Origin of the sequence: Wolbachia endosymbiont (group A) of Campoletis raptor (genome assembly GCF_964026755.1) — a bacterium.
Classification (GTDB): Bacteria; Pseudomonadota; Alphaproteobacteria; order Rickettsiales; family Anaplasmataceae; genus Wolbachia; species Wolbachia pipientis.
The window spans coordinates 631569-653066 of record NZ_OZ034695.1; the positions used below are offsets into that span (position 1 = coordinate 631569).

Annotated in this window: 14 protein-coding genes and 6 pseudogenes; 9 read left to right on the forward strand and 11 right to left on the reverse strand. The window is 34.6% G+C overall.

The genetic code is table 11. The annotated features are described in order from the left end of the window. Nucleotides 1-118: 118 nt before the first annotated feature. Nucleotides 119-820 (reverse strand): hypothetical protein, encoded by a 702-nt coding sequence (locus AAGD74_RS03205; protein ID WP_341810745.1) that lies wholly within the window; start codon nt 818-820, stop codon nt 119-121. 29 nt (nt 821-849) lie between these two features. Continuing rightward, nucleotides 850-2139, reverse strand: a complete 1290-nt coding sequence (locus tag AAGD74_RS03210; RefSeq protein ID WP_341810746.1) for a hypothetical protein — start codon at nt 2137-2139, stop codon at nt 850-852. A 99-nt stretch (nt 2140-2238) separates the two neighbouring features. On the opposite strand from AAGD74_RS03210, the pseudogene AAGD74_RS03215 reads away from it, so the two are divergent. After that, nucleotides 2239-3183: pseudogene (locus tag AAGD74_RS03215) on the forward strand (IS481 family transposase); the annotation flags it as partial. On the opposite strand, the gene AAGD74_RS03220 reads toward AAGD74_RS03215, so the two are convergent. The 4 genes from AAGD74_RS03220 to AAGD74_RS03235 all read right to left on the reverse strand — a co-directional run bounded on the left by AAGD74_RS03220 (nt 3165) and on the right by AAGD74_RS03235 (nt 7585). Then, the gene (locus tag AAGD74_RS03220; RefSeq protein ID WP_341810747.1) at nt 3165-3596 is read right to left on the reverse strand and encodes a hypothetical protein; all 432 of its coding nucleotides are present in this window, start codon (nt 3594-3596) and stop codon (nt 3165-3167) included. The pseudogene AAGD74_RS03215 and the gene AAGD74_RS03220 sit on opposite strands and share 19 nt — an antisense overlap. A 183-nt stretch (nt 3597-3779) precedes the next feature. After that, nucleotides 3780-5672, reverse strand: coding sequence for a hypothetical protein (locus AAGD74_RS03225; protein WP_341810748.1), 1893 nt, complete (start codon nt 5670-5672; stop codon nt 3780-3782). Between the two features lie 133 nt (nt 5673-5805). After that, nucleotides 5806-7017: a DNA modification methylase gene (locus AAGD74_RS03230; RefSeq protein WP_338977145.1), complete on the reverse strand. Its 1212-nt coding sequence runs from the start codon at nt 7015-7017 to the stop codon at nt 5806-5808. A gap of 103 nt (nt 7018-7120) precedes the next feature. Further along, nucleotides 7121-7585 carry a Holliday junction resolvase gene (locus tag AAGD74_RS03235; protein ID WP_338977143.1) on the reverse strand — a complete coding sequence of 155 codons (465 nt, stop codon included), beginning with the start codon at nt 7583-7585 and terminating at the stop codon, nt 7121-7123. A 200-nt stretch (nt 7586-7785) separates the two neighbouring features. Between AAGD74_RS03235 and AAGD74_RS03240 the strand changes: the two genes are divergently transcribed. From AAGD74_RS03240 to AAGD74_RS07275, 5 genes and pseudogenes are all read left to right on the forward strand, one after another. Beyond that, nucleotides 7786-8618 (forward strand): IS5-like element ISWpi1 family transposase gene (locus AAGD74_RS03240; RefSeq protein WP_338482219.1). Its coding sequence is split into 2 segments (ribosomal slippage): nt 7786-8155 and nt 8155-8618, totalling 834 coding nucleotides; the frame shifts between segments, so codons are not numbered across the junction. Between the two features lie 109 nt (nt 8619-8727). Beyond that, nucleotides 8728-9195: pseudogene (locus tag AAGD74_RS03245) on the forward strand (helix-turn-helix domain-containing protein); the annotation flags it as partial. 75 nt (nt 9196-9270) lie between these two features. Next, nucleotides 9271-10221 carry an IS481 family transposase gene (locus AAGD74_RS03250; RefSeq protein WP_341810740.1) on the forward strand — a complete coding sequence of 317 codons (951 nt, stop codon included), beginning with the start codon at nt 9271-9273 and terminating at the stop codon, nt 10219-10221. Further along, nucleotides 10217-10744: pseudogene (locus AAGD74_RS03255) on the forward strand (IS630 family transposase); the annotation flags it as partial. The gene AAGD74_RS03250 and the pseudogene AAGD74_RS03255, both read left to right, overlap by 5 nt. Nucleotides 10745-11249: 505 nt before the next feature. Beyond that, nucleotides 11250-12254, forward strand: a pseudogene (locus AAGD74_RS07275) (virulence RhuM family protein). 989 nt (nt 12255-13243) lie between these two features. Here AAGD74_RS07275 and AAGD74_RS03275 read toward each other — a convergent pair. From AAGD74_RS03275 to AAGD74_RS03290, 4 genes and pseudogenes are all read right to left on the reverse strand, one after another. Continuing rightward, complete coding sequence (locus AAGD74_RS03275) at nt 13244-15319, reverse strand: AAA family ATPase (RefSeq protein WP_341810749.1); 2076 nt, start codon at nt 15317-15319, stop codon at nt 13244-13246. 376 nt (nt 15320-15695) lie between these two features. Next, a pseudogene (locus AAGD74_RS03280) lies at nt 15696-16229 on the reverse strand (integrase core domain-containing protein); the annotation flags it as partial. 10 nt (nt 16230-16239) lie between these two features. Next, nucleotides 16240-17251, reverse strand: a protein-coding gene (locus tag AAGD74_RS03285; protein WP_265029767.1) for an IS630 family transposase whose coding sequence is annotated in 2 segments (ribosomal slippage) — nt 16240-16788 and nt 16790-17251 — 1011 coding nt in all. Because the reading frame shifts where the segments join, the coding sequence is not laid out codon by codon here. A gap of 109 nt (nt 17252-17360) precedes the next feature. Then, nucleotides 17361-18193, reverse strand: a protein-coding gene (locus AAGD74_RS03290) for an IS5-like element ISWpi1 family transposase (protein ID WP_341810605.1) whose coding sequence is annotated in 2 segments (ribosomal slippage) — nt 17361-17824 and nt 17824-18193 — 834 coding nt in all. Because the reading frame shifts where the segments join, the coding sequence is not laid out codon by codon here. Between the two features lie 59 nt (nt 18194-18252). On the opposite strand from AAGD74_RS03290, the pseudogene AAGD74_RS07280 reads away from it, so the two are divergent. Beyond that, nucleotides 18253-18525, forward strand: a pseudogene (locus tag AAGD74_RS07280) (MFS transporter); the annotation flags it as partial. A 27-nt stretch (nt 18526-18552) separates the two neighbouring features. On the opposite strand, the gene prfA reads toward AAGD74_RS07280, so the two are convergent. Further along, nucleotides 18553-19632, reverse strand: a complete 1080-nt coding sequence (gene prfA / locus AAGD74_RS03300; protein ID WP_341810751.1) for a peptide chain release factor 1 — start codon at nt 19630-19632, stop codon at nt 18553-18555. Between the two features lie 98 nt (nt 19633-19730). Between prfA and yihA the strand changes: the two genes are divergently transcribed. Further along, the gene (gene yihA, locus AAGD74_RS03305; RefSeq protein WP_015588868.1) at nt 19731-20324 is read left to right on the forward strand and encodes a ribosome biogenesis GTP-binding protein YihA/YsxC; all 594 of its coding nucleotides are present in this window, start codon (nt 19731-19733) and stop codon (nt 20322-20324) included. Between the two features lie 4 nt (nt 20325-20328). Continuing rightward, a complete protein-coding gene (gene argB, locus AAGD74_RS03310) occupies nt 20329-21240 on the forward strand; it encodes an acetylglutamate kinase (protein WP_006279509.1) in 912 nt (303 codons plus the stop codon). The last annotated feature ends 258 nt before the right edge of the window (nt 21241-21498 follow it).

Sequence of the window (21498 nt, forward strand, 5' to 3'; positions counted from 1 at the left end):
GCCTATAGCGGAAATTCACTAAAGCTCCTGCTACAAATCCATGATGTGCTGCTTCTCTTGTTCCTTGAGCATAGGTAAGTGAATTCTTATATTCAGAGTGAATTTTACTAACTTTTTTTTAAATATTTTCAACAGGTTTTTTCACTTTTTCCACATCAGGATTAGTCAGCTTTGCTATATCACTTTCTGGATTATTCCATGATCCCTTTTTTATTTCCTTAAACTCGTGTATTGTAGAAGCATCATTGTCCAATTTATTATTTTCTACATTAACAGATATTCCTGCCATTTTCCCTTTGGCATCTTTTTCTTTAGTGATTTCTACCAATCTTACACCTAGCTTACCTTGATCTCTAGCTAGCCTCACAACATTATTCCTGGCAACTTTAGTATTGCCTAATATCTTATCTAGCTCACCATAACTAAACTTTTTTCTTGTGCTACCAGATTCTGCAATAACAAAGAACCTTACTTTATCAGCAGCATCTTCTGGATTTTTGATTTCTCCTTTTTTAATAACAGCTACTTTTAGAGTCCTTGCACTATCAAAACTAAAATATACTTTCTCAATACTTAGCTTTATTGCAATTTCTGTGTCTATCAAAGTAGAAAAGCTTCCTAAAAAGAAATGCGGAAAGAATCCTTCTTTACCTACTGAATGTAAATACGATGGAACCTGGTCAATATACGATTGAAACCTTGCTTTGAAAGATTCAAAATCACTTCCTTGCTGAGTTGACGTACTTGCTACATTTGAACCTGCTTCTCGAATTAATAGTTCTACTAACTCAAAATCTTGTGGTTTTTCTTGACCTAACATATAACCCCCTAAATAATGTATAATACTCTTTAATGATCACCTAACCCCATATAAGATTGATCATGTACTTTACTAATCTCTACCTCAACTAAATCACCATTTGGGCTAGGTATGTTTTTTGGATTAAGTTCTTCATCAGCAGACTTACCATAGCCTAAAAACTTATTTAATGATTTATTATCTCTTTGTTCTAATATAGAACGTATATAATTTGCTTTCTCAGAGGACATAAACTCTTTGATTTGCCTAGAATTAGCCTTATCTAATATTGCCCACACTGGCTTCACAAAACCTTTTTCAACCAAATGCACTGAAAATTTTCCTTGAAAAGAAGAATCTTCCATCATTTCCTCATCCAATGTGAAAGTACGATGATTATCAAATCCTTCTTTTTTCCACATATGCATAAAAACTTCCACACCCGCACCTAAATAATGCTCTGGACAGTCCTTTATCATGAATTTCAACCAAAGAGAGTAATCATCTTCTGAAATTTCACTTGATTTTAAACAATCAAATAATTCCTGAAATTTATCAAAACTAAATACATCCTTCATTCTATTTAAAGATCCATAATAACCATTCTTCCCTAAGTCTCTTTTTAAAAGCTCTGAATATCTATCAGGATTTATCTGGCTAAGGAAGAATTCAAATATATCAGGATAAACGCGAAAGTTAGGCCCTGCTGCATATATTGCATTTTTCATCAAGATCTCATCTTTCTTCTGAGCACTTAATTCACCTTCAGGCAATGATTTTATCTTATTCCAAAAGAATTCCACTGCCTCTGCCCGTTTCCAATCTATAGCACAGTCAAGCCCATACTCATATGGATGACGGCCTTTCAAATCTAACTCAGACATATAACCACCAATATGGTGCGACCAAAAAGTTTTTAGGGGATTCCCATAGCTTAAATTACTTACTAACCTCTTTAACGAATCATCATTTTCTACATTACGTTCCTTCCTATAATCCTCAAATATTTTGACGATATCCTCTTCTAAACAACACTCACATGCAATTTTGTATCTATCAGTGCCAAAAGGATTTGGATTATTATCTGAACTTGGCGTAATTAATTTTTTACCTACCATTTGTCCATTGAGCTTAACTCCATGTAAATTATTAACTTTCTCCCAGCAATCTTCACTAGATAACACTTGTGCAAGAAAATTATTTCTTATTTCACCATACCCTGCATGTATCTTCCAATTTGCATAGCACCAACGTTCAATTTGAATAAGCTTAGATGCCCTGTAGGGATCATCTTCCTTAATAGATAAAAACAAAACTTCTGCAATGTCTCCACGATCCATAATTACCTCCCTTACAATGAATGGAAAAATACTTTGACCCTTAAGATGTATGGTCCCAGAGAGTGATGGTATACTATCATCATCATTTAAGGAGTCATTATGGGACAGATATTACATGGGTGCGCCAAAACAACACAGACGATTCGTAGAGCAATACAAAATAGAAAAGAGAGCATAGCAAAACTCTCCAAGCATTATAACCTTAATCCAAAAACTATTATTAAGTGGAGAAAACGTTCATTTACGAAAGATGCTGATATGGGTCCAAAGCATCCAAGATCAACTGTTTTAACGCTAGAAGAGGAAGCTATAATAGTTACATTTCGCAAGTATACACTACTGCCACTAGATGATTGCCTTTACGCTCTGCAGTCTACAATTCCGCATTTGACTCGCTCTAGCTTGCATCGTTGTTTACAAAGACACAACATTAGCAGATTACCAACTGTTGATGGAGAAGTTAAGTCAAAAAAGAAATTCAAACAATATCCTATCGGTTACTTTCATATTGATATTGCTGAAGTTAGAACTGAGGAGGGCAAATTACATTTGTTTGTTGCTATTGATAGGACATCCAAATTTACCTATGTTGAGTTGTGTAACAGTGCTACAAAACCCATAGCTGCTGAGTTCTTACGTAATTTGATTAGAATTTTACCGTATAAAATCCATACTATTTTGACAGATAACGGTATACAATTTACAAACCAGAAGCGTCATAAGTATGCTTTCCAACATATATTTGATAGAGTTTGCGAAGAGAATGTTATTGAACATCGTTTGACAAAAGTTAGCCATCCTTGGACGAATGGGCAAGTCGAGCGTATGAATAAAACTTTAAAGGATGCTACAGTTAAGAAGTATTACTATCAATCGCACCAGCAACTTAAAGAACACCTTTATAACTTTGTTATGGCTTATAATTATGCAAAGAGACTCAAAACTCTTAAGGGTCTTACTCCTTATGAATTTATATGTTATCAGTGGACACAGTCTCCAGAATTATTTATACTAAATCCACACCATCACACTCTGGGACCATACATCTTTTCAGTGTCACTCAGTGATGCAAGCAGTGCTGAAACTCTATTTGGAATATTAAGCAAATTATTACGTACAACTCTTGCTACATTAAATGCATCGCGCTTTACTTCCTCTACTGCTACAAGTTCACCAATCTCAGCCTTAGCTTTCGCCTCAAGAAGTTTACCTCGTTCCATTTCATTTTTTATTCGAGTTTTTAGCAACATCGTGGAAAGGTTACTTGTATTTTCGTTTTCTGGATTTTTCCTCCTAAGTGGCTGACTTGGATCTCTTATTGCCGCTACTGCTTCATTTGCTTGTTCTCTATTGATCAAACCATCCTCCAACTCAACTATCCCTTTCTTTACTAAATAACAGACATATTGCTTTGATACTCCTATCTCTCTTGCCCATTCTGTTTGTGTTATTTTCACTTTTTTTTCTCCTCTCTCTTGTTTCTACGAATTTTCTTCTTGAATCTCTGAAAAGGTTTTGCCAATATCAGCAGTTCCTTACCTGTTTATACTTTCCAATGTTTTAGAGATACTTTACTAACATCAAGCGAAGTACTCCGGTTTATAGCTGCTTTCTTTTTACATAGTGAAACTTGGCTATTTTCAACTAATACTATAAATTGCATCTTTGTAGTTATGAGATTCAACCACTACTTGCTCTAGCGTTAAACTGCTGCATTTGGCATCTTTACTATGGTTTTCTTCAAGCACTTTTGTCCTTGCTTCCTTTATTTCCTCAATGAACTTTCCATTAACTTTTTCTGGTTCAATTCTTTCCTCACAATATACAAGATTTGTGCGATTTGTTTTTCTGTAGTAATGTACTCCAAGGAATATCACTGATAGTGCAAGTATACTCGAGCCTATAAGTAGTGATAACCCTACGTTATTAATCAAAGCGTTCTGGTAAAACTTCTGTACACTATTAATACCACCTTCTACATACAGTAATAAAGGCAATACTATATTTGCAGCAACCAAACTGCTTAATAATGCTGTAAATAATGGCCTATCTTTGATTACTGATTCTACTTTATTTCTTCTACTAATGACTTTGTCGTCAATATTAATGAAGTTGTTCTTACCCTCCCAAGCGTTAAGTGTAAAATGCGAATGAGTACCATTGCCGTATTCCAGTTTGACTGATTTTATTACTTTATCTTTTGGTTGATACTTTAGCACCTGATTCAAAGTTTCATTCGCATTCTTTCCCCCTATTTGACACTCTTCAGTATCTCTAAATTGCTTTATTCCACAAAATATCGGACTAATTGCAACCAATAATGCAACAGCTAGAATTGGTATAGTTACATAGATGACACTGTTTGCAAAAAATGCAATAAATTGTGCTTTATCCTGTAAATATACCAAAGCTGCAGAAACGCTAAGTGCAACAGCAGCTATACCGAAAATTATAAATTCCTTCTGCTGCACTGCATATTTTACTCTTGGCAAAATTCTATTTGTTTTCTTTTCTTTTTTAATTAACGGGGTTTCTTCATTATCACTTTTTTCTGATGAGCTAGTTGAAAGTGTAACTGGACTATCATGATTTAATGACATATTCTCCCATCCTTGATTGCCACAAGACTCACTCATTTCTGTTACTTGAGAATTTGATCTTGTCATCTCTGCACTTCTATTGTCTATTCCACTATCACTTCCTTCCAAACTCTTTTTTAAAAATTTTGTATTCAGATCTACAGGTTCATCAATTATATCTTCTGATCCTTTCTTAATTGATGTTTCTTCAGAATTTGACTTTTCCATCTCCGGACTTTGATCGTTTATTTCACCATCTAAACCTCTTTTCGAGAATTTTTTATTTTTGTCTATAGTTGCATACATAGGTTCTCCTATAGCTTCTTGCTCATCACATTTTTCTCCATTTAATTGGAAAGAAGAATGTGGTAGCTTTGGTGGTGCAATATCCTGAATAATACTCAACCGATGATTTTCTGCTGTTCTAGGTGAAGGTGGAGCTACATTTCTAATATTGTCCTTCTCCAACATTCCATTCCTAGGTAACGGCTTTGGTTTATCTCCTAATTCTTTATCCTCTTCCTCTTTTTGCATTTCTTTTGTATTGTCTATTTTGGGGTTGGAAGATGTTTTGGATGCTGCCTCAAACTGATCAAGAGAATACGGACGGTTATATTCTATTCCATTTGCCTCACAAACTGCATTAAATTCGTCCTCTATGTCTTTACCATCATCCAATACTAAAGAAGAACAACTCACTGAAAAATCAGCACCTGCTTCGTCTATTTTTGCTGTAATACTGCTATCGCTACTATTGCTAATCACATTTAAAGAAGCTAGTTTGCATTCAGTGTTCAGGTCAGGTTCTTGCTTCGTACCTTTTTCAAACAATTCAATTCTCTCCTTAACAGATAGTGTAGAATTTGAAACATTATTTTCTACTTCTTCAGAAAACGATGCTTCATTATTTGTTTGCGACGTTACTACTCCAGCTAACGTCTTTTCTTGATTCATTGAGTACACCACATTTAATCCAAAGTTATTTGTTACGCTAAACTCATTAAAATACGGTATATACCAGTAAATTAATATTACAACTACCAAGGCTTACTAAATTTCTGTTTGCGTTATCTTTTCCACTTTTTTCTTACTGTTTTTCTTCTTGAATCTCTGAAAAAGTTTTACCAGTACCAGAAAGAATTGCTTCCCTACCTGTGTACACTTGCCAACGTTTTATGGTTACATCTACAAATTTTGAATCTAGCTCTATTGTCCTACAAATTCTTCCTGTTCTCTCACATGCAATCAGTGTACTTCCAGAACCGCTAAATGGATCAAGTACTATGTCTCCTGATCTGCTGCTGTTTACTATTGCTCTCTCCATTAGCTCTACTGGCTTCATTGTTGGATGTAGTGTATTATGTGTTGGCTTATCATAAAACCACAGATCACTTTGATTTCTTCCTCCATGCCACTCACGTTTATTGCCGCTTTTCCATCCATAGAGCATTGCTTCGTATTGTCTTTGATAATCAGACCTGCCTAGCGTAAAATGATTCTTTGCCCAAATGATAAATGTTGACCATTTTCCTCCTGCCTCCTCAAATGCTTTTTGCAACGTTGAAAACTCTGATGATGATATGCAGATGTAAATTGCACCTTTCGTATATGCTAAAATATGGGAACAGATGTCATAGAGAAAAAGTTCGTACTTTTCACCTTGATTATCATTTAATATCTTTTTGTCTTGGCTATTACCATAATCAACGTTATATGGAGGATCACAAACAGTAATGTCTGCCATTTTATCATCTAACAGCGCTTTATATGATTCAACTACAGAGCTATCACCACAATAGATTCGATGATCACCTAAAATCCAAAGATCACCTGGCTTTGTTATTTCTACCTTTTTGTCATCAACAACCAAGTCAGAAAGATCTTCTTTTTCACCATCTAAATCATCAAGAAAGTTTTGAACTTTTTCCAATTCAAATCCAGTCATTTTAAGATCAAACTGCAAATCTTCTAACTCTTGAATTTCCACTCTCAAAAGATCATCGTCCCACTTTGCCCAATTAGCTGATTGATTTGCCAGTAATCGAAAAGCTTTGGTTTGTGGTTCATTTAGATTATCACTTAAGACCACTGGAATACTCTCCATACCAAGTTTTCTTGCTGCTTTAAGTCTTAAATGACCATCAACCACAGTTCCATCGCTTTTTGCAACTATTGGAATACGAAAGCCAAATTCCCGAATAGAAGCACACATTCTGTTGACTACATCGTCATTTTTACGTGGATTACGATCATATTCAACTAGGTTTTCAACAGGATAGTAGTGGATTGCTAAATTCATATCTTAATAATTAAAAAGTTAATATTCAAAATATATCTGACGCTAGAGAAGGCCTGGGGTCGGACCAACCAAACCCGCCAATATGGCCGAAAGGACCCACTTTTTATGGATTTTTCATCTTATTAATATCTTTACTAAAATCCATAACATAAAACATTAATGCTAAAGCATCAGATTCATTATCATCTTTAGGTGAAAACCCTTTTTCCTTTACAGCTTCAATAACTTCACTCTTACTTGCATTGCCTTTGCCTGTTATAAAGCGTTTTATAGTTTTAACATTAACACCTTTGTACGGCACATGATGTTCTTCACACCAAGCAGACAGAACTGCGAGAAAACCGCCATAGCAATGCGCTGCATCAGTTCCTAGATGTCTTCTTACTTCCTCAAAATACACTGCAGAAATGTCCTTCAAAGAATTAAGCCAATTACGAAAATTCAAGAAGCACATGCCACCTCCGCTAAAACGGCTACCATGAAAACTTTTGCTCCCACTTTTAATTACTCCATCTGTTAGAATTGACCAGCCCGTTTGCTTGCCTAGATCTAGTGTTAGGGTTGACATTTGCTATTATTAAAATTACAAGTAGCACTTACTCCAAAATATCGTCTGGTTTCTACAAAACACACTAGAAATTCATAGGTTTTTGTAGACCAACAACGGAAATTCGAGAATTATGTGCTACTGCAGAAAGTTGTTTTCTTAGAGGTTGTCCGGAAACAAGTAAAAGGCTATAATATCTGAAATTTTAGTACGGGGTAAAGATGAGAAAAAAGTATCCAACAGATCTAAGCGAAAGGGAATGGGCAAGAATAGAAAAACACTTCAGAGTATCATACAAGAAAGGAGGAAGGCCGCCAAAGTATAGCAAAAGAGAAATATTAGAAGCAATTTTCTATGTATTGCGTACAGGGTGTCAATGGCGGTATTTACCAAATGATTTTCCGCTATGGAAGACTGTGTATGAGCAGTTCAGGCAATGGAAGAAGCAGGGAATTTTTGAGAAAATGAATTATGAAATTACAAAATATAGTAGAAGAAAAATAGGAAGGAATGAGCAGCCGAGTGCCTGTATAGTAGATAGTCAATCTGTAAAGACTACAGAAAAGGGGGGATCAAAGGCTATGATGGAAGTAAAAAAGTAAAGGGTAGAAAAAGGCATATAATTACAGACACTCAGGGTTTTATACTAGGTTGTTACGTAGGCGCTGCTAACGAAAATGATAGAGATGGTATTAAAATAGCATTAAACAATATGAGAACAAAATATACTAAAGTTAAAAAAATGTGGGCTGACATGGGATACCAAGGAAGAAATTTAAAGAATCACACAAAGGAAGAATATGACATAGATATTGAAATTGTTACAAGGCCTCCATGTAGATTTTGGGTGCACAAAGATACGCCACCTGAGCTACTACCAACAAGAGAACAAGGGTTTAAAGTACAGCCAAGAAGATGGGTTGTAGAAAGGACTTTTGCTTGGGTTAATAGGAATAGAAGGCTATCGAAGGAGTATGATTTACTCACAACATCCACTGAGAATTTCATATACCTAGCTATGAGTAGGGTTATGTTAAAGAGGGAATATGCTTGAATTTACTAGTTTCCGGACAACCTCTTATACCAATTCCCATTACAGGGCAAACAGATGGACAATGATGGAAGAAAAGCCATACTGAAGTAAGTAAAATAGCGAGGTTTAAATGGCATTAAGATCAAAATTATTGGATGAAAAAGTAGTAGAATCAGCAAAAGAAATGCTGAAGAAAGTAAGGAATAATGCATATGTTTCAAAAAAACTAAATGCTGTAATTGCAGCAAAAAAGTACAGTATAACGGCTGTAGCAAAAATATATTGCATTTCAAGAAGCGCACTAACTTCGTGGGTAAAACTCTTGAAAATTGGCAGAGAAGAAAAACTGTTTGCTCCTTCACAACGTCGTAGAAAAACTAAATTAAATCAGGCTCAACTACAGCAAATTGAAGAGTGGATAGAAGAAAATCCTAATATCACCATTAAAGAAATGAGAATAAGAATCCAGGAAAAGTTCGGATTAAATATCAGCAAATCTACAGTACACCGCCATATGCAAAAGATGAAATTCTCATATATTACACCAAGACCAGTTCATAATGGACAAGATAAAAGCAAACAAGAGGAATTCAAAAAAAAATCTCAATGGAGCTATTAGCTGTATGGTCCCAGAGAGTGATGGTATACTATCATCATCATTTAAGGAGTCATTATGGGACAGATATTACATGGGTGCGCCAAAACAACACAGACGATTCGTAGAGCAATACAAAATAGAAAAGAGAGCATAGCAAAACTCTCCAAGCATTATAACCTTAATCCAAAAACTATTATTAAGTGGAGAAAACGTTCATTTACGAAAGATGCTGATATGGGTCCAAAGCATCCAAGATCAACTGTTTTAACGCTAGAAGAGGAAGCTATAATAGTTACATTTCGCAAGTATACACTACTGCCACTAGATGATTGCCTTTACGCTCTGCAGTCTACAATTCCGCATTTGACTCGCTCTAGCTTGCATCGTTGTTTACAAAGACACAACATTAGCAGATTACCAACTGTTGATGGAGAAGTTAAGTCAAAAAAGAAATTCAAACAATATCCTATCGGTTACTTTCATATTGATATTGCTGAAGTTAGAACTGAGGAGGGCAAATTACATTTGTTTGTTGCTATTGATAGGACATCCAAATTTACCTATGTTGAGTTGTGTAACAGTGCTACAAAACCCATAGCTGCTGAGTTCTTACGTAATTTGATTAGAATTTTACCGTATAAAATCCATACTATTTTGACAGATAACGGTATACAATTTACAAACCAGAAGCGTCATAAGTATGCTTTCCAACATATATTTGATAGAGTTTGCGAAGAGAATGTTATTGAACATCGTTTGACAAAAGTTAGCCATCCTTGGACGAATGGGCAAGTCGAGCGTATGAATAAAACTTTAAAGGATGCTACAGTTAAGAAGTATTACTATCAATCGCACCAGCAACTTAAAGAACACCTTTATAACTTTGTTATGGCTTATAATTATGCAAAGAGACTCAAAACTCTTAAGGGTCTTACTCCTTATGAATTTATATGTTATCAGTGGACACAGTCTCCAGAATTATTTATACTAAATCCACACCATCACACTCTGGGACCATACAATTAGCAAGTATCCAGAAAAAGAGCTATTTTTCTTTGATGAATCACGGTTTGGCACACATTCAAAAGTCGGACATGGGTGGTTTAAAAAGGGGATTAGAACACAGGTTAAAACAAAATTAGGTAGGCAAAATTTCTATCTCTATAGTGCAGTTAATCCTAGAAATGGAGAGAGTTCTAGCTTATTTGCACCAAATGTCAACACTGATTGCATGAACATATTTCTTGAGCAAATTTCGCAATATCTAGAAACACGAGAGGCTTTTCTCGTTATGGACTGTGCTAGTTGGCATAGGTCAAAAAATTTAAAGGTACCTAAAAATATCGACATTATATACCTACCTCCATACTCACCTGAGCTAAATCCTGTTGAGAGGCTTTGGTTATATATAAAACAGAACATTTTGCGCAATAAAATATACGATACAATTGCTCTACTTGAGGGTGCTTTGTGCAAATTTATTACTTCTCTTGCCAGCTCCACAATTAAACAACTCTGCAATGTTTCCTATTTGACTGGACAACAATGAGAATTGGTATTATTATATATATTCACCAAAATTACAAAAACTGTTCAATTTTTTTTGCAAAGGATAAAAACCGTTGCTTGCAAGTTTGTTTTGTAACAGTAAGATTACTAAAAATACCATTTAATTAAGTTTTAAAGGGTACTAAGTGCATTCTTTGATGAGGTGCTGAGATTGATCTATAAAGTTACACCTAGCTTTAAAATGAAGTTTTTACCTCATCTAAAAAAATACAAGTATATTCAATGTTTGTTTGCCGAGTTTTGAATTGACACTTAAAGCTTTTGTATTTGAAGCACATCCACAAACTACATCAATGCCCTTCTATTATATATATACCGGATTTCTCACCACTTTTTCCGGGATTTTCTAAAAAAAAGTTAAAATAATTTTAAAACTGCTTATCAGCTAAAGAATAAAGCAGATAGTTCTCTATTTTTAGAGTTTTACAGTTGCTTGTCTTTTTTACAAATAACCCATATGCTACTTGAAGTAAGGTAGAGTAGATATGATAATAAATGGGAACGAAATTTTATTATATACAACTCCAGATGGAGACGTGAGAATTGATGTTTTGTATCGAGATGAAAACATTTGGCTTACACAAAAAAGAATGGCGGAGTTGTTTGATGTTAATATTAGAACAATTAGTGAGCATTTACAGAACATATTTGCTAGTCAAGAGTTAGATAAAGATTCAGTTATCCGGATTTTCCGGAATACTGCTGAAGATGGTAAACAGTACCCTACACAATTTTATAATTTGGATGCAATTATAGCTATTGGTTATCGAGTTAATTCTAAAAAGGCTACATCTTTCAGAGTATGGGCTACAAAAATTTTGAGAGATTTCATCATCAAAGGATTTGCATTAGATAGCGAACGGCTAAAAAACGGCCCAAAGTTTGGCAAAGACTACTTCAATGAATTACTTGAAAAAATCAGGAGCATCCGAACGTAGGTTTTACCAGAAGATTACCGACATTTATGCTGAATGCTCTGCAGACTATGATCCAAATTCAGAAATAACAAAACAATTTTATGCAAAAGTACAGAATAAATTATATTGGGCGATTTATGGCCTGAATGCAGCAGAGCTAATATATTCTCGAGTTGACCACAAAAAACCAAATATGGGGCTAACTAAAAGATGGTCCTAGCAACAAAATTCATAAGAGTGATGTGAGTACTGCAAAAAACTATTTGACTGAAAAAGAGTTGAGTGAACTAAATCATATTGTTTCGATGTATCTAGATTATGCGGAACTTCAAGCAAGAAAGCATCGGCTAATGAAAATGCAGAATTGGGTTGAAAAGTTGGATGCATTTTTATTGTTCAATGATTATGAAGTACTTAAAGATGCTGAGTGCTGAAGTTGCAAAAGCTCTAGCTGAAGGAGAATACGAAAAGTATAGAGTTATACAAGATAAATTACATGAATCTGACTTTGATGAATTAATTAAAGCAAGTAAAGAAAGTGAGAAAATAACTACAACAAAAACCAGCTTGTAGTTGAGCTATCTGTGTTTGACATCTTGCTTTTATTTTCATTTCAAGGGGGGGGTGAAAAATTGTCCTCACCCTTTAGAAAGCCCCATATCTCTGCTTTTTATCTACCAATAATATAGTAGAAATTTTGTTTTCATTATACTAGATAAAATTGGAGACGTAAATAAATAAATTTAGATCTTTGTCTCCATTTTAAGCAGTTTACGAGCTCAGTAGCTTATGTTTATGGCAGCAACTTTTTTCCTTTAGCTTCATCTACAAATTATTTATAGAGATTACCTAAAGACTCAACTTAAGAATTTTAGATAAAAGTCGTTATATCTCAATAAGACCTCCAAAACCAGCTCTTGTTTCACCTAAATTACAAAAACTTTTCACTTTTTTGAAAAAAATGTTTTACAACGAATAAAAAGCGTGATAGGGTACAATAAGGGTTTTTTTATAACAAGTAAAACTTTAAAGCAAGAAATAATTTAGAAATGCCTCATAATCGAGTTTTAAGCTACCCTACGTGAGTAACTTAGGTCTTGGTGGTATAATTGTACCCTGAGGTTGTAGAATCGCTTTAAAACCCAATTACGGGTCATTTGTTTTTTCTGAGCATTGTCTTTCATTTCTTTTATCAGATAATTTTGAAAGAGAGCTTTACACGTATCCATAGCTTATTATTGTAGACTGGTTAGTAAACGAACAGAGTAGTATGTTTTAAAGTCATACTACTATATTATTATTATATAATAATAGGAAATTTTGGAAACTGGAGACTGGTCAAAACCCCGCAATACTCCTAAGCTTTTTGCCAACTAAACCAGATTACAGCTCAGAAATCTGTCAACCATTAAATCATTGAAAATCTAGCATTTTTTTACTACCAGAAAGTACCAGATCTCATAAACTGCACCAGATTCTGCCAAGACTGAAGAGTTCTGGAGTCTGAAATAATCAATATACTTCGTAAGTAACCTTATTACTGTAGATGATATAGAAGAGATCTAATTATAGTAAAGCCAAATGTTTGAATCTTCAACTGGCATAATACTGCCATATTCTGGCGATTTATAATCGGTTGGTAAAATCTTCTCATATACTGTAATATCCTTATTTAGTTGGTTTGTAACTTTCTTTTCCATATCTTCAACACAAAGTATCCCATATTTACTTCTTTCAGCATTTTTATCATTCCTGTTAAACTTAATGTAACCTTTTGCAGCAAGAACATCAATGCGTTCACGAATGGAGTTTTTACTACCAAGACCTGCTTTATTTTCAAATACCTCACAGAATGTATTGATTGTATATACTTTCCCTCTATTTCTCGCTTCGTCGTAAATTAATTGCAGTATAATATCATATCTACGAGAACGCTCTGCATCTAATTTTTGTCCATAATCTTTATGTATCAGTCTCTGTGACTCATAATCAAGTATTTGCCAGCAGTTATCGATTTTATCAACACATTTTGAGGGAATAGCATGACCATTACGTAATTCAAACATCAGTTGACGACTACTTTGCCGTTCATCTGGCTTAAACATTATCATTCCCGTAGTATAAAAGCTTCTTAATGAACCAGCACCACTGAAACTCTGAAAAGGATCTTCTTCTAATGATTTCTTTTGCATCTTCTTCGTGTGATGTACTAAAATGACTCCTGCATTCGGATTAACTAACGCTCTCAATTTTTCAACTCTTTCTTGCAGGAAAAATAGCATAGCATTGTTATCATTTTCACTACTGTTCTCGCCAGCATCAAAAACGTTACGTAGTGGATCAATAGCTATAATATCAACGGTATTTGAATTAAATGATTTTTTTATTTCATCAAGAACTTCATCTATACTATTATCATTTAAGAGTAGCTTTGTTTGAGGTGTAATGACTAAGTTATCCAAAGCAATCTCAAGCAGTTCTTCATTGATTTTTAGTTGCTGTAGACGTTCACGCATATAGTGGTAGCCAATTTCAGTTTGAAGATAAAAGATTCTTAAAGGCCTTTTAGGTACCATATCAAGAAATGAAACTCCTGCTGCCATGTAAATTAGCCAAGAAATTAAAAAGTCACTTTTTCCTACTTTAGGTGCTCCAGCAAACACTAAAAGTCCACTTGGAGTTAAAATTCGAGGAGCAACTATATCTTTTGGCATCGGTGATTTATCGTTAAAGTATTGCCTTGCAGAAAATGAAATCAAATTTTTTGTACTTAGAGTATTAGTAGTAAGTGCAGTTGAAGCTAAAAATTCTTTAATATTTATTCCTTCCTCTACACAATCAGCAGCATCCCAGCCTTTTGGTTTATTTTGTGGAATATTAAGAACAACAAGTGATTCAACTCCGATTTCTAAAAGCTTTTCTTCAGCATTTTTTGCGTATTTATTACCTGCTTCATCATTGTCTGGCCATATAATAATGTGTTTACCTTTTAGCGGAGTCCAATCAGTTTTCTCAATAGGTGCATTTGCTCCAGACATCGCTGTTGTTGCAGTTATTCCTTGTTCTATCAGCGCTTCTGCACATTTTTCTCCTTCAACCAGAATAACTTTATCAGACTTTAAGATTTCTGGAATGTTGTAGAGTGGCCTTATTCCTGGTGAACCATATCTGCCTCGCTTAACATCAAAAGGCTTGTATACTTTTTTCTTTCCGGGAGGGTCAGAACGGTAAACTTTTACAATCACCTGACCATTTTCATCATAATAATTCCAACTGTGGGTAATAAATTTCTCGAAGTCTTCATCAACATACTGTTTCTCGATATATTTTTTATTATTTCCGAGCCACTCAGATATAGAAGCCATTACCTCAGGAAACTCTGTCCTTGCATTCTTTCTATGCACAGCTGCCCAAAGGTCGATAATGTCACCACCTTCTCCAGTTGCAAAATCATTCCATAATCCTGCTCTACTGCCACTTAGTTCTACTCTTAAACTTTGTCCTTTGTTACCATGCACATCACCTATTCGAAATTCATCACCATGGAAGGTACCATTGGGGAAAAGGTAAGAAAGACAAGATCTTAAATTCAACAATAGTTGTGCTTTAATCTCTGGAATACTGTATGAAACACTCATAATTAACCTTTAAATTCGGAGCCTTGTTCTATATATTCACCGGATTTACAAAAACTGTTCAGTTCGTAGGTGCATTGTCTGATCAAAGTTTTGAGTGTCTGAGGTTTGAAAAAAGATTCCCGATTTTTCAAGGGTAAAAAACTCACGATTGTCTGAAGTATTTTTTTCATGTCCTACAATGTTTACTAAGAAAGTTTCATCCTTAAGTCTTTCATTTAAGGATACATCATATGAAATCTCGAAACTCTTATTCAGGTATTGATCCTAAAGTTGTTAATTTAATAAAATTTTACGCAAAATGTTATAAGTCGCTTACTGATCAAGATATTGAAGACATAGAACAAGACCTCTTCTGTGAGTTTCTTTCATGCATAGATCAGTATGATAAAACCAAGATGTATGGTCCCAGAGTGTGATGGTGTGGATTTAGTATAAATAATTCTGGAGACTGTGTCCACTGATAACATATAAATTCATAAGGAGTAAGACCCTTAAGAGTTTTGAGTCTCTTTGCATAATTATAAGCCATAACAAAGTTATAAAGGTGTTCTTTAAGTTGCTGGTGCGATTGATAGTAATACTTCTTAACTGTAGCATCCTTTAAAGTTTTATTCATACGCTCGACTTGCCCATTCGTCCAAGGATGGCTAACTTTTGTCAAACGATGTTCAATAACATTCTCTTCGCAAACTCTATCAAATATATGTTGGAAAGCATACTTATGACGCTTCTGGTTTGTAAATTGTATACCGTTATCTGTCAAAATAGTATGGATTTTATACGGTAAAATTCTAATCAAATTACGTAAGAACTCAGCAGCTATGGGTTTTGTAGCACTGTTACACAACTCAACATAGGTAAATTTGGATGTCCTATCAATAGCAACAAACAAATGTAATTTGCCCTCCTCATACCAATTCTCATTGTTGTCCAGTCAAATAGGAAACATTGCAGAGTTGTTTAATTGTGGAGCTGGCAAGAGAAGTAATAAATTTGCACAAAGCACCCTCAAGTAGAGCAATTGTATCGTATATTTTATTGCGCAAAATGTTCTGTTTTATATATAACCAAAGCCTCTCAACAGGATTTAGCTCAGGTGAGTATGGAGGTAGGTATATAATGTCGATATTTTTAGGTACCTTTAAATTTTTTGACCTATGCCAACTAGCACAGTCCATAACGAGAAAAGCCTCTCGTGTTTCTAGATATTGCGAAATTTGCTCAAGAAATATGTTCATGCAATCAGTGTTGACATTTGGTGCAAATAAGCTAGAACTCTCTCCATTTCTAGGATTAACTGCACTATAGAGATAGAAATTTTGCCTACCTAATTTTGTTTTAACCTGTGTTCTAATCCCCTTTTTAAACCACCCATGTCCAACTTTTGAATGTGTGCCAAACCGTGATTCATCAAAGAAAAATAGCTCTTTTTCTGGATACTTGCTAATAGCTCCATTGAGATTTTTTTTTGAATTCCTCTTGTTTGCTTTTATCTTGTCCATTATGAACTGGTCTTGGTGTAATATATGAGAATTTCATCTTTTGCATATGGCGGTGTACTGTAGATTTGCTGATATTTAATCCGAACTTTTCCTGGATTCTTATTCTCATTTCTTTAATGGTGATATTAGGATTTTCTTCTATCCACTCTTCAATTTGCTGTAGTTGAGCCTGATTTAATTTAGTTTTTCTACGACGTTGTGAAGGAGCAAACAGTTTTTCTTCTCTGCCAATTTTCAAGAGTTTTACCCACGAAGTTAGTGCGCTTCTTGAAATGCAATATATTTTTGCTACAGCCGTTATACTGTACTTTTTTGCTGCAATTACAGCATTTAGTTTTTTTGAAACATATGCATTATTCCTTACTTTCTTCAGCATTTCTTTTGCTGATTCTACTACTTTTTCATCCAATAATTTTGATCTTAATGCCATTTAAACCTCGCTATTTTACTTACTTCAGTATGGCTTTTCTTCCATCATTGTCCATCTGTTTGCCCTGTAATGGGAATTGGTATAAGAGGTTGTCCGGAAACTAGTAAATTCAAGCATATTCCCTCTTTAACATAACCCTACTCATAGCTAGGTATATGAAATTCTCAGTGGATGTTGTGAGTAAATCATACTCCTTCGATAGCCTTCTATTCCTATTAACCCAAGCAAAAGTCCTTTCTACAACCCATCTTCTTGGCTGTACTTTAAACCCTTGTTCTCTTGTTGGTAGTAGCTCAGGTAGCGTATCTTTGTGCACCCAAAATCTACATGGAGGCCTTGTAACAATTTCAATATCTATGTCATATTCTTCCTTTATGTGATTCTTTAAATTTCTTCCTTGGTATCCCATGTCAGCCCACATTTTTTTAACTTTAGTATATTTTGTTCTCATATTGTTTAATGCTATTTTAATACCATCTCTATCATTTTCGTTAGCAGCGCCTACGTAACAACCTAGTATAAAACCCTGAGTGTCTGTAATTATATGCCTTTTTCTACCCTTTACTTTTTTACTTCCATCATAGCCTTTGATCCCCCCTTTTCTGTAGTCTTTACAGATTGACTATCTACTATACAGGCACTCGGCTGCTCATTCCTTCCTATTTTTCTTCTACTATATTTTGTAATTTCATAATTCATTTTCTCAAAAATTCCCTGCTTCTTCCATTGCCTGAACTGCTCATACACAGTCTTCCATAGCGGAAAATCATTTGGTAAATACCGCCATTGACACCCTGTACGCAATACATAGAAAATTGCTTCTAATATTTCTCTTTTGCTATACTTTGGCGGCCTTCCTCCTTTCTTGTATGATACTCTGAAGTGTTTTTCTATTCTTGCCCATTCCCTTTCGCTTAGATCTGTTGGATACTTTTTTCTCATCTTTACCCCGTACTAAAATTTCAGATATTATAGCCTTTTACTTGTTTCCGGACAACCTCTTAGTAACACTGTCTATGATTATTTTTTCTATCGGTTGTGCAATTTTCCAGCCAGTGATTTTTAATGCATCAATAAATGTTTTCCCTGAAATTAAAGGCACAGCTTCTTCTGCAGTCTCGTTCATTAGAGCTTTTATCATGGCTATTTTTATCGGCTTAACAAGCTACATTTACAATGGTCAAACAATTAGTGTAGCTGTTCTTGTTTTATCCGCGATAGTACTAGAACTTGTTTTTACTGTCTATCTATTGCGTTTAAAAGATCCTATGTAATTAATAAAGATATTCCATTGTAGGCTGCTAACTTTCCCCGGCCAATCTTTCTGCTTCATTGCGTGAAATTAATGCCTCAATAAATTCATCTAGTTCACCTTCTTTTATAATCTGCTCTAACCGATGTGAAGTTAGATTAATTCTATGATCTGTTATTCTTGATTGTGGAAAGTTATATGTTCTTATGCGCTCGGAACGATCACCAGAGCCAATTTGGCTTTTCCTCATTGTTGACCTTTCCATTTCTTTTTTTTGTCTTTCAATTTCGTATAGCCTTGCCCTCAATACTTTGAGCGCTTTAGCTTTATTTTTGTGCTGCGATTTTTCATCTTGCTGTATCACAACTATCCCTGTTGGCAAGTGGGTGACCCTTACTGCGCTGTCAGTTGTATTCACTGATTGCCCTCCAGGACCACTGGATCTATAAACATCTATTCGTAAGTCTTTTTCTTCTATTTTAAAGTCAACTTCTTCTACTTCAGGTAATATCGCAACAGTAGCGGCAGAGGTATGCAACCTTCCTGAGGATTCAGTTTCTGGCACTCTCTGTACTCTGTGCACCCCTGATTCAAATTTCAACCTTGCAAAAACTTCTGTTCCATTAATGAGTGCAGAAGCTTCCTTATAGCCACCTATACCTGTATTAGAAATGCTTATTGGCTCGAACTTCCAATTTCTTCTTTCTGCACATTTTTGATACATACGAAATAACATTGCTGCAAATAATGCTGCTTCTTCTCCGCCTGTACCTGCTCTAATTTCTAATATTGCATTTCTTGAGTCATCTTCATCTTTGGGCAATAATGCTAACTTTAATTTTGCTTTTATTTTTGGTAATAATACCTTGTGCTTTTCGAAAAATTCTTCTTTTGCTAACTCTTTTATATCACCTTCGCTGTTTTCATCTTTCATTATTTCTTCTAAGTCTGAAATTTCCTCTTTCAGCGTGTTATATTCATCAATTATCTTGATTATTGGCATGAGCTCAGAGTATTCCTTTGAAAGGGTAATGAATTCTTTTTGACTTAAATTGGTAGGATTTTCCAAATTCCTCTCTATATCATTAAATTTTTTCTTTAAGTCTTGTAAATTATTTTCCATATCCATATAGCACAGATCTAGCTAAGTAATATATACTGAAATAAAAAATTTCTTATATCAAGCAATAACACTATAATATACCTACTACCTTCTAGTTGAATATAATGGCAAAACAGATAACATCAAACTGCAATTTCATATTTGGAGCTTCGGACATAAAAACATTACCAGATGAATCGGCTCCAGAGATTGCGTTTGCTGGTAGATCAAATGTAGGAAAATCCAGTCTGATTAACTTACTGATAAACAGCAAAAAAGCTGCCAGAGTTTCCTCTAAACCTGGATGCACTAGACAAATAAATTTTTACTCTATGTACAATGATAAGTTCAGGCTTGTTGACCTGCCAGGGTATGGTTATTCTCATGCAGGTAAGGAGGAAATTATACAATATTTAAACTTAATTGAGTATTATCTAATTCAAAGAAGAAATCTAAGAAGAGTGTTTGTGTTGATAGATAGCAAGGTAGGATTAAAAGAAATAGACAAAGACTTCATTTATTGGTTAATATATAATAACATTAACTTTAACATTGTGCTAACAAAAATAGATAAAGTAAGTCAAAAAAGCTTAGGTGCTGTTATAGAAGATATTCAAAAATGGATTAATAATGAGAATGTGTCAATTCATCAAATGAGCATCCGTGTTAAGCATAAAATAACCAAGGTAAGAGATGAGTTTTTCAAGTTTACAAGATAAAAAAATGAAGAGTAGTGAATTTTTAAAGGGTGAGGTATCATTTGAACAAAAAGCAGAAATATTACTTGAAGTGCTATCTAACATACCTAGCTTTGTAGGCGAGACTTTTGTCATTAAATGCGGTGGTACAATAATCTTAGATGAAACACTATTTAATACTTTTGTGCATAATGTTGTCTTGTTGAAGCAGCTTGGTATAAATCCGGTAATAATTCATGACGGAGAATATGAAATTAACTCAGTGTTAAAAATGCTGGATATGAACAGTAAGTTTGTGAATGGTATCAGACTTACAGACAAAGACACTATGAAAATCATTGAAATGGCACTGTGTGGTTCAGTTAATAAAAAAATTGTTCAGTATATAAATTCTGCTGGTGGTTCAGCTATTGGATTATGTGGAAAAGATGGTCACTTAATTAAAGCCGAAAAAATAACCGCTACGCTTAGAGAAGATAGATCAAATAATATCGAAAAGATATTAGACATGGGGTTCATCGGTAGACCCACTGAAATCAATCCTGATATATTATTTTTTATTGAAGAATCAGATTTTATACCAGTTATTGCACCAATTGGTCATGGAAAAGATGGGGAAACGTATCATATTGATGCCGATAGCACTGCAAGCGCAATTGCAATTGCAGTTTCTGCATCTAAAATGATAATCTTGAGTGACACAGATGAAGAAATAGATAAAATTGGTGGCAGGAAGATATCTGTTAAAAATTTAAATGCATCGATTGATTGTGGGAAAATTAAAGGGGAAAAATTTATTGAAAGGCTTATGGCATACGTTAAAATGGCGGAGGAATGTGCTGGAGTTGTTCACATAGTTGATGGTAGAATACCTAACATTATGCTTGATTTATTTACTGAGAGTAATTCAAGCATATTGATTGTGAGTGATTTATAGCTATACTGCTTACAACCACACGAATACCAAGAGGGTGTCATTCAAGTAGCTGACACTGGAATGACAGCAATCCACGTCATACCGCGATTCATTCGCGGTATCTCTAGATCCCGCTAACAAGTAGCGGGATGACGGTTGTCAGGGTGTCATCCCAGTGCCCAGACACTGGGATCCAGAAGACTTAATTTCAACCAAGTGGCTGCATAATAAGGACTAGATTCCAGAATGGAATGACATCATAGGGGCACTGGGATGACA

Excerpts from the sequence above, each read along its gene's own strand:
- AAGD74_RS03205 (WP_341810745.1), bottom strand. The coding sequence starts at position 820 with ATGTTAGGTCAAGAAAAACCACAAGATTTTGAGTTAGTAGAACTATTA.
- AAGD74_RS03210 (WP_341810746.1), bottom strand. The coding sequence starts at position 2,139 with ATGGATCGTGGAGACATTGCAGAAGTTTTGTTTTTATCTATTAAGGAA.
- AAGD74_RS03225 (WP_341810748.1), bottom strand. The coding sequence starts at position 5,672 with ATGAATCAAGAAAAGACGTTAGCTGGAGTAGTAACGTCGCAAACAAAT.
- AAGD74_RS03230 (WP_338977145.1), bottom strand. The coding sequence starts at position 7,017 with ATGAATTTAGCAATCCACTACTATCCTGTTGAAAACCTAGTTGAATAT.
- AAGD74_RS03235 (WP_338977143.1), bottom strand. The coding sequence starts at position 7,585 with ATGTCAACCCTAACACTAGATCTAGGCAAGCAAACGGGCTGGTCAATT.
- AAGD74_RS03250 (WP_341810740.1), top strand. The coding sequence starts at position 9,271 with ATGGGACAGATATTACATGGGTGCGCCAAAACAACACAGACGATTCGT.
- AAGD74_RS03275 (WP_341810749.1), bottom strand. The coding sequence starts at position 15,319 with ATGAGTGTTTCATACAGTATTCCAGAGATTAAAGCACAACTATTGTTG.
- prfA (WP_341810751.1), bottom strand. The coding sequence starts at position 19,632 with ATGGATATGGAAAATAATTTACAAGACTTAAAGAAAAAATTTAATGAT.
- yihA (WP_015588868.1), top strand. The coding sequence starts at position 19,731 with ATGGCAAAACAGATAACATCAAACTGCAATTTCATATTTGGAGCTTCG.
- argB (WP_006279509.1), top strand. The coding sequence starts at position 20,329 with ATGAAGAGTAGTGAATTTTTAAAGGGTGAGGTATCATTTGAACAAAAA.